Annotated in this window: 6 protein-coding genes and 2 pseudogenes; 3 read left to right on the top strand and 5 right to left on the bottom strand. The window is 42.1% G+C overall.

The features are described 5' to 3' along the window. A pseudogene (locus CDG79_RS37070) lies at positions 1 to 128 on the top strand (DUF1822 family protein); the annotation flags it as partial. Here CDG79_RS37070 and CDG79_RS37075 read toward each other — a convergent pair. Continuing rightward, positions 103 to 2694, bottom strand: a complete 2592-nt coding sequence (locus CDG79_RS37075; protein ID WP_442946281.1) for a CHAT domain-containing protein — start codon at positions 2692 to 2694, stop codon at positions 103 to 105. The pseudogene CDG79_RS37070 and the gene CDG79_RS37075 overlap by 26 nt on opposite strands. A gap of 141 nt (positions 2695 to 2835) precedes the next feature. Further along, the gene (locus CDG79_RS37080) at positions 2836 to 4479 is read right to left on the bottom strand and encodes an AAA family ATPase (protein WP_189525263.1); all 1644 of its coding nucleotides are present in this window, start codon (positions 4477 to 4479) and stop codon (positions 2836 to 2838) included. A 276-nt stretch (positions 4480 to 4755) separates the two neighbouring features. On the opposite strand from CDG79_RS37080, the gene CDG79_RS37085 reads away from it, so the two are divergent. Then, positions 4756 to 5124: a hypothetical protein gene (locus CDG79_RS37085; RefSeq protein WP_223278575.1), complete on the top strand. Its 369-nt coding sequence runs from the start codon at positions 4756 to 4758 to the stop codon at positions 5122 to 5124. A gap of 123 nt (positions 5125 to 5247) precedes the next feature. On the opposite strand, the pseudogene CDG79_RS37090 reads toward CDG79_RS37085, so the two are convergent. After that, a pseudogene (locus tag CDG79_RS37090) lies at positions 5248 to 5382 on the bottom strand (ABC transporter permease); the annotation flags it as partial. A 15-nt stretch (positions 5383 to 5397) separates the two neighbouring features. Here CDG79_RS37090 and CDG79_RS37095 point away from each other — a divergent pair. Further along, positions 5398 to 6003 (top strand): hypothetical protein, encoded by a 606-nt coding sequence (locus tag CDG79_RS37095; protein ID WP_094346543.1) that lies wholly within the window; start codon positions 5398 to 5400, stop codon positions 6001 to 6003. Positions 6004 to 6015: 12 nt separating this feature from the next. On the opposite strand, the gene CDG79_RS37100 is transcribed toward CDG79_RS37095, so the two are convergent. Together CDG79_RS37100 and CDG79_RS37105 are read right to left on the bottom strand one after the other, a co-directional pair. Continuing rightward, positions 6016 to 7041 (bottom strand): ABC transporter permease, encoded by a 1026-nt coding sequence (locus CDG79_RS37100; RefSeq protein ID WP_012409030.1) that lies wholly within the window; start codon positions 7039 to 7041, stop codon positions 6016 to 6018. A gap of 76 nt (positions 7042 to 7117) precedes the next feature. Continuing rightward, positions 7118 to 8770, bottom strand: a complete 1653-nt coding sequence (locus tag CDG79_RS37105) for an ABC transporter substrate-binding protein (protein ID WP_094346544.1) — start codon at positions 8768 to 8770, stop codon at positions 7118 to 7120. Between the last annotated feature and the right edge of the window lie 229 nt (positions 8771 to 8999).

Genomic DNA, 8999 nt, shown 5'->3' on the forward strand with positions numbered 1-8999 from the left:
AGATATGTTCCATTCCTCCAGAAACTTGGGAAGAACGAGTGGGTTATTTAGTAGTTCAATTTGATGAATCGCTCCAAGAAGCCAAGCTGCTTGGTTTTATTCCTAGTGTCGCAACTGAAACATTGCCGTCGATTCATCATCAATCTGCCACAGGGAAGCTATGGTACTGCGTGCGCCAGCTCGTACAGCTGCTCCTGCTAGACCGAGTGCTGCGCGGGTGTCTCCTGCTGCTGTCTGGCAAGCACTCAAAACTAATAGCTCTACTATGGTTTTTCCCTGACTGCGAAAGAGAGTATCAAAATCTTTAACATTAATCTGACCATCAAAATCCAAAATAAAAGTGTCTTCAAGGCGGGAACTAAACTGACCGTGGGTTGCTAAATGCACTATGTTGAATGAAGCGGCACTAATTTGACTTTCTAAATTCTTTTTCTTAAAATCTCCATCTATTAGGCTAGTTGTTGAGACTCCTGCTTTGGTAATGCCGTTAAATTCAGATTTGATTGCTAGCAACGGTGCAAATTTGGAAAAACCTGGTGGCGGCTTAGTCAATCCTGCGGTTAGCGCTCTTAGCTGCTGTTTTACCAATGGTTTAGGGTCGAGGAGTTGCAGCCCCACACTCAGGGCAATTGCATATTTCTCTACCAAATATTTCTCACCATCATAGAGGGCTGCCATTGGTAAATTGCGTAAGGGGCCATCGAGGACAAACACTAGGGTATCTACTTTACTTTTTTGCAATTGTGATTCAATGGGTTGAAGCAGCCAGTTGTAAACTTGATGCGCCTGGGTTTGGATGATTTTGGTAGCGGTGGGATTGACAAGATTTTTTCGCAGGTCTACTAAGAGTTCTTCTACTGCTGTGCGAGAAATGGGAGTAGTGTAGCTTTGCAGAGGTTGTTTGGGAATTTTGACAATTACCTGGAGTTCGTTTTCAAGAATAATCGGATAAAGGATGGCAGCCGTGGGATTATCTTTGTCTACTACTCGATCGAGGGCTACTTTCTGACCTTGCAGGCAAGCTTCCTGGAAGAAGTCGTCTAATTCTGCTAGTTGGAGTGCTTCAATCCGTTGGCGGGCTTTCTCTAAGATTTTTTGATCTGATTTTCCTTCTTGAGATTTCAGCAGTAACTCTACTGATTCTCGGTAGACGGGTTCTACACTGTCCCGAAAGTTGAATTGCAGATCCTGGTTTGCTACATCTTTATTGACTACTAAATCTTTGCGGAGAGACTGGAGAGTTTCCACAGCAGCATCATAGGCTGCGATCGCACCATTAATATCTTTTTGTACCCGCAGCAATCTACCTAACTGCCACTCCAAGGTATAGGTAATTTCTGGTGCATTGCTGCTCTGTGCCAAAGCTAACCCTTGCCGGGTAAGGTCTTGCGCTTCTGACCATTGTCCAGTTTCTTCGTACAAGCCGCCTAAACTCTTTAGTGCATAGGCTTCTGCCCGCTTGTCATTTAAATTGCGAGATTTCTGAATGGCGCTGGCAAGTAATACTGCTGACTCGTGAGTGCTGAGTCCCAAGTAATAGTTTTGGCTTGATGCTTGCAGTACTCCACTCTTGACTTTCGCCATACTTTGTGAAAAGTTGACGAGAGCATAAATACTAGCACGGCTAGGGGGGAGTTGGTTGAGTTGTGATTCAATCAACGGCAAGAGACTTTGCAGTTGTGCCCATCGTTTATCTTCAATGAGTAGACTGAGGTGATTGAGTTGTGCTTGAACTTTTATTAAGGGTGGGGGAGATGCTGCAACGGTTTGTTGATAATAGGCGATCGCCTGTAGCTTATTCTGTTGTTGACGGGCATGATTCCCCAGACTGAACAGACTGGCGGCAATATCAGCGCTTGAGTGCAGATGTTGAGCAATCATCAGACTTTCTTCTAACGCCTGACGTGATTTTTTCAAATCGCCCGCTACCAAAAGGGTATCACCGAGCGATCGCAAACTCACTGTCTTTTCTCTAGAGTCTGGTTGAGATTTTAATGTCTGACTGACGCGATCGAGTGTTTTGATTGCGCGGGGGTAAAATCCTTGGGTTCGCCACGCTTGTGCTTGATTAATTAGCGATCGCACCACACCGCTTTGATTATCTGTTTGCCGATAAATTTCTTCTGTATGCTGCCAAGTTGCTAAAGCTTCCTCAGCCTGTCCCATTCTCAGTTGAAGACGACCTTGAATATCTAGTGCTTGAGCAAATATTTGCAGATTTTGGTTTTCATCCTGTCCTTTGAGCAAATTCAAGCTCTCTGCAATTACCTGCTGGGACTGACTCCATTCACCAAGTTGCTGGTAAGCTAGGGAAAGATTACTCAGTGTCACTGCCAGCTTGATGCTCTCCCTTTGCTGCTTGTATATTTGGACAGCCTGTTGTAACATTTCTATTGCCTTGGCAAAGTTTTCTGCATCGTATAAAACTTTGCCTTGCTGTAGTAGTGAGTCAGGGTCAGCGATCGCAGCTAGTGACGTAAGGCTATTAATTGGTAGTTGAAATGAGGAATTAATTGAACTAGGAACCCTTGCCAGCACGGGTGAACCAAGGATACATAGCAAAGCCATCAGGAAGTATAAAGGCAAACGTAAAAAGTGAGCCGACGGGTTCTTCTTCCAATATCCAAGCTGCTTTTGCCTTTTAACTTTTACAGAATTCGCGGCAAAAATCCTAGTTGTTTTAGTCATAAGCATGACAATAGATAAGTGATAACCAGGAACGCACAGGATTTACTGTAAGTGTTTGGGCTACTAGGGTAATGTTACCATTCCCATCCATTACTCATGCATGAGCTTTCACAATCTTAGGAATATAGCTTTTGCGATCGCTCTACTCTACTGCTGCAAAACCCAACGGCGAAACAGTTCCACCATAATCCGCCAACTTCCCTGAGTTTCTTCAACGACATCATGACGCTTCAAAGTATTCAGCGCTTCCTGTAAATCATGGTCATTCATACCTGTAGACCGAGCTAAGGCATCTAAACTTAGCCCCTCTGGGTGAGGTGCAAGCACTCGTACAATTGCCTGTTGCCCCTTAGCACCCCGCGCCGCCTGACCCCAAACCCCATCAAAGTAGTAGCGTCCCCGTTTGAAAAACTCAGGGTCATTGATAACTGCTTCCACATCTTCTACTGTGAAAACTGGGTCACGGGGTCTTCCTTGCTCAAAAACAAAGTCATTGTAGCCGCGCACTAGCTGAAAACCCAGTAGTTGCACTAAATATGGTTGACCATGAGTCAAAGCATAAATTTTATCTAAAGCTTCCGGGATGTAATCGAGGAGGAAGTCTTCATTATCTGGGTTAGCGAGAATTTGGCGAGTAGCTGCACGTTCTTGAAAGCCTACATGAATAGGAATGACGCTGGCAAAGAAGGGTTGAAAATAATCTGCTGTCATCTCTTCTAAAGTGTGCAAACCAGCAAAGGCAAAGGCGATTTTAGAACTCATTTGCACCAAACCCCGCAGAGAACCCATAAAGTCGATAGGGATTTTTTTCGCTTCAATTAAATCTTCAATTTTCTCGAATTCGTCTAAGGCAATGATTAACCCACCATCTAGCTGTGCTTCCACCTGTTTTAAATAGCGTTTAAAAGTCGGATAGGGAAGATTTAGTAAATCAGTGTCAGCTGGTGGTGGAAGTTTTATAGTTTGAGAAATTTCATCACAAATTGCCATCAGCACTTCACCTACACCTTGGGGGCTATCTCCCAAAAGTAGCAAGTTGACATAAGCTAGCTGTATTTGTGAGCCTAGACAGTTAGCAGTGTTAAGCAGAATAGAAGTTTTGCCCATGCGCCTGTGACCGTAGAGAACTATAGACTGGAGTTGATTACCCATCACCCAGAGTTCTTCTAACTGTCTGATGATATCTTCTCGCCCAACAAAGAGATGACCTTGAACCGGGTCGCCTACAACATAAGGATTAACCACAGGCTTGGTGATGGAAATTTCTCCCACTTCGCCAGCGATTTGTAAAAGGCTTTCTTTCCAAGTTTCAGCGATATCTATAATTAACCCTTGCTCTGCTTGCGGCAAGGTGTTGGCTTGATTTAGGATGTTTGTCAGTTCGCCTAATGCTCGATTGAGAGCTAAAGACCTGGCTGAACGTGAGACGCTGCGCTCTACAAACTGGACATCCTCAACAACTCGACGCAGATTAGCAAGGACTTTCCAGGTATCTGGACGTAAAAGCGGTTCCTGTGGAAAAGGAGGAACTTGGATAGCAGCAATAGAGGCTGGTTTTTCAGCTTTCTCAAACGCCGCTAAAGTTTGGGCAAGGGTAAACATTTCCTCGCCGTAAAGTAGAGAACGTACTACGGTAAAAGCCTCTATTGCTCTCGCTGGTTCTTTTTCATGCAGATGCCAAAAACCAGCAGCAGCAGCACGGGCAGGAGTATTTAAGCGAGTGCCTGTGTTAAAAGGAGCCTGTAAACCTTCTTTCCAAGAACGAGGGAAGAAAGAGTAGATAGAGAACAAATCTTTGATAAAATTTGACTTTAGGGTTTCATCTAGAGAAGCTGAAGCAAAACGTACTATATTCCAATCAAAAGGATTTGCCGCCAGTCGAGAGACATTCCAAATGATTTGGTCTGAGGAGATTTTGGCAAGTACTCTATTGACTGCTTGGACAACAGGAATGAATTGTAGGGTATATGCCAGCAGTTCATTGTAGATATTCTTTGTATTTATGACATAATCCTACATTTACCTACATCCTACGTATAACTATGAACTAAAGGCGAGTATAGAGACATGCCAACAACAGAGGAGCGCAAAACGATGTCTACTTACTATCCTGGAAATGAAAATTTAGCTACACAGCAACAGCCAATAGTTCAATCTCTAGATGTTCTCAGTCAGTCAAACAATACAGAACAACTTCTCGATATCGCTGAAAATATTACTGCTGCTTTAAGCAAATCAGATACAGTCGAATTAGTTCAAGCTGGAGGTCAGACAGCAGAAAATATTTTTAAGGTTTTAGTCCAATATGGTGGTAAACCAGTTGCAATTATCCTGGCTACTGCTGTTCTGATTGCAGCTACGGCTATACCGATCTTAGCTGTAAAGGTATCTCTGGGTCATATAACTCAAATCCCTAATATTTCCCAGACGAAATGATAGTTTTGCGTTGGGTTGCGCTTTGCTTAACCCAACCTACATTTTATTTCTAAGTTAGGAAATTACAAAAAAGGGCGGGCTAGATGCCCACCCCACAAGAAATCAACCAAGAATGACTTTTTGCTAATATCGAATTCGCGGATCTACATAAGCATTTAAAATATCAATTAAAATGCTGGCACTGACAACGATCGCACCAAAAAAGACTAGCACTCCCTGGACTGTGGGATAATCACGATCTGCGATCGCTTGATATAACGGAGTAGTATTTCTATGGCTTACAGCGAGTTTAGTTTAGCTAAAGCAAAACAAGAATTTAGTTTAACCACATTAGAAAAACGCGATATTTTCGCTGCTGTTCCTGAATTAACAGCGAGTAATCTACTTGTAGAAACACTCAATTATAACCTGGAAATAGCTTTAGCTAGTAATAGTGAAAAAGCGCGTTCTGAGTTAATTATTGCTCCAATTCTAGTTGATTTACGCCGACAATTACGAGAACAAATTGGTTTATTCTCTGGGATAGATTTTACTGTCGATAATACTAAAGGATTAAACGGCATTTGCGATTTTATTATTACTAAATCTCCAGAAATTCTAATTTTGACAGCACCAGTAATTATAGTTGTAGAAGCAAAAAAAGAAAATATTAATGCGGGTTTGGGTCAGTGTGCAGCCGAAATGGTAGCAGCTAAAATGTTTAATGAGCAAGCTGCAACTGAGATTAAAATAATTTACGGCGCAGTCACAACGGGCAGCATTTGGCAATTCATGAAACTAGAAGAACAAGTATTGAGCATTGATTTAAGTGAATATTATCTCAAAGATGTAAATAAAATCCTTGGTATTTTGGTGAGTGGTATTTCTCAAGAAAATTAACAAAATATCAAATTAATACCGAATTCGCGGATCTACATAAGCATTTAAAATATCAATTAAAATGCTTGCACTGACAACGATCGCACCAAAAAAGACTAGCACTCCCTGGACTGTGGGATAATCGCGATCTGCGATCGCTTGATACAGTCGATTAGCTAACCCAGGCCAAGAAAATGTCACTTCTGTCAAAATCGCCCCACCTAACAGAGACGCAAAGGTTAATCCCAACACTGTAATTACTGGGATTAGAGCATTCTTTAAAGCATGGGAGGCTAAAATCTTATTTTCACCAATCCCTCTGGCTCTAGCGGCTTCTACATAATCAGCTTGCAAGGTTTGCTTTAAATTCACTCGCACAATTCGCTCAAAAATCCCACTCAGCAAAATTCCTAGTGTGAGACTCGGTAGGGCAAGATGGTGCAAAGATGTGAAAAACTGGGTGAGATTTCCACCGAGTAAGCTGTCAATTGTATACAATCCAGTCACAGGAGTGGGAGCCGGAAGATTGGGCGGAAAGCGGTTGGAATTGGGAAACCAACCCAGTTGGACTGAGAAAATCAACTGCAAAAGCATTCCCGCCCAAAACATAGGAAGTGCGTAGGTGATAATCCCAAATAAGCGCCCACCGACATCAAAATATGTCCCAGGACGAGAAGCCGAAAGAGTTCCAACTGCAATTCCAACAATGAGTGCAACCGCCATACTACATACTGCTAACTCCACCGTGGCGGGGAAGTATTGCCCAATTATGTCCCAAACATTCTGTCCGCGACTCATTAAAGAGGTTCCCAAATCAAAACGTAGTATGCTTCCCAAATAATTGAGGTACTGTAGCCACAGGGGAAAGTTTAAACCTAATTGTTTTCGTAATTCTTCTTTAGCAGCTTCTGGCGCACGTCCACCGAGAATTGCATCTGCGGGATCTCCTGGTGTTGCTCTTAATAGAAGAAATACAATGGTGATAATTGTTAATAGCTGAAGTGGCGCAAGAAGCAACCGAGAAACTATGTAATATTGTAAAGCTTTAGAGCGAGACATATTTTAGTTATTTGTTATTTGTCATTTGTCATTTGTCATTTATTTTTACAAATGACAAATGACAGAGGATTAATGACTACTTTTTAATTGTCTGGTAAACCAGAATTTGGGTTGGGTTAAGTTGTACGCTGTTCACACCTTTTTGGGCAAATACATAGTCTTTACTTTGCCATAAGGGAACGTAAGGTACATCAGCAGTTTCTTGCTTTTGAATTTCTGCAAAAATTTTCTGACGCGCTTCAGGATTTAGTTCTTTGCGTTGTTGATCGATCAGTTTATTCATGGCTTCGCTATAGTAGAACGAACCCTGACTTTGACTACCTCCATCTTCACATCCTTTGGCAACAGAACCTTTATCACAAGACAAAAACGGCTGGACGTAATTATCAGGGTCTAAAAAGTCTGGATACCAATCAAGTAAAGCTCCTGGATACAGTCCTTTGGCAATATCTTTAAAAAATGTGGGGCCTTCCGCAGGGGTAACTTCAAATTGCAGAATTCCATCCATCTTGGCATCGACAAGTGATTTAAGTGTCTGTGCTGCCAAACTACGAGTAGGCGAACTAGAAGGATACCAAATTTGGACTTTTGCCGGATTTTCTTTGGAGAAACCAGCAGTTGTTAACAATTTTTTAGCTTTATCAAAGTTAGCATCGCCATAAGCATCTTTGAATAATGGCAAAGAAACATTCAATGTCGTGGGAATCATGCTATAAAGCGGATCTGCTTGACCAAGTAACGCCCGCTCATTTAAAAGTGGACGGTCAATTATTGACGCGATCGCTTGTCTAACCTCTAATTTATCTAAGGGCTTTTGATTTCGGTTCAATACCAGATAACTTACTACACTACCTTCAGCTGCGATCGCTTGCCAATCCCCTTTTTTACCACCTTCTTCTAAGCTCCGATTTTGATCTGGCTGTAGCGACAAATAAGCTACATCCACTGCACCTGTACGGAAAGCATTAAACAAATTAACCGGACTAGTTTGAATTTGGAGGTTAACACCCTTGTTAGCTGGTTTTTCTCCCCAATATTTATCAAATGGATCGAATCTGATTGAATCAGTACCATACTGAGCTAACTTGTAAGGGCCAGTTCCCACAAAAATATTCGGCTTAAATTTACCAGCACCGAGTTCGTAAGCTTTTGGCGAAACCGCACACACCCCAGGAAACGCCAGCAGTGAGGGAAACGCTGCAAAGGGTTTTTTCAACTTAATGGTTAACTCATACTCGCTTGTAGTTTTTACCGAATCTACTATATCACTTAGTAAAAATGATGGTTTTCCTTTATTTTGAATAAAGCGGTTGATGGTAAACGCCATTGCTTGGGCGTTGAAGGGAGTCCCATCGTGAAAAACCACTCCCTGACGTAAAGGGATGGTATAAGTTAAAGCATCTTGACTAACTTTAGGTAATGCTGTAGCTAGCTGGGGCTTAATTTCCGTGCTTCCTGGGTTGTAGGTGTAGAGGCGATCGCTCATATTAAACACCAAGCCCAACGATGCTAACTCATAAGCATCAGCCGGATCGAGGGTTCTCGGCTTTGCTGTTGTACCTATAGTAATACGACCATCACCTGTAGGGCTATTTACAGAACCCGATGGTGGCGTAGAAGGCTGTGGACGAGGAGCGCAACTAATAACTAAAAATAAACATAGAGAGAACAAAGATAGGAATTGTGTAATCCGACCCCACCGTTTCACGGACAAGGAAAACCAGGTCATACAGTTAAATTTGATTTAATTAGAAGTCAGTGATTATACTATATATTCGCTAGTTTTATAGAAATTTTTACAATTAATTACTACTTCACATAATTTTTATATTAGGACTCCTATTTGATTTTTGAACAAAATTAGGTATGTAGGGTGTGTTAGAACGAAGTTCGTAACGCACCACTATCAAGGGTTTCGTGCCGTACTCTCCGCGATAACACCCTACGTATCTTTTCAG

This window comes from Nostoc sp. 'Peltigera membranacea cyanobiont' 232, assembly GCF_002245985.1.
Classification (GTDB): Bacteria; Cyanobacteriota; Cyanobacteriia; order Cyanobacteriales; family Nostocaceae; genus Nostoc.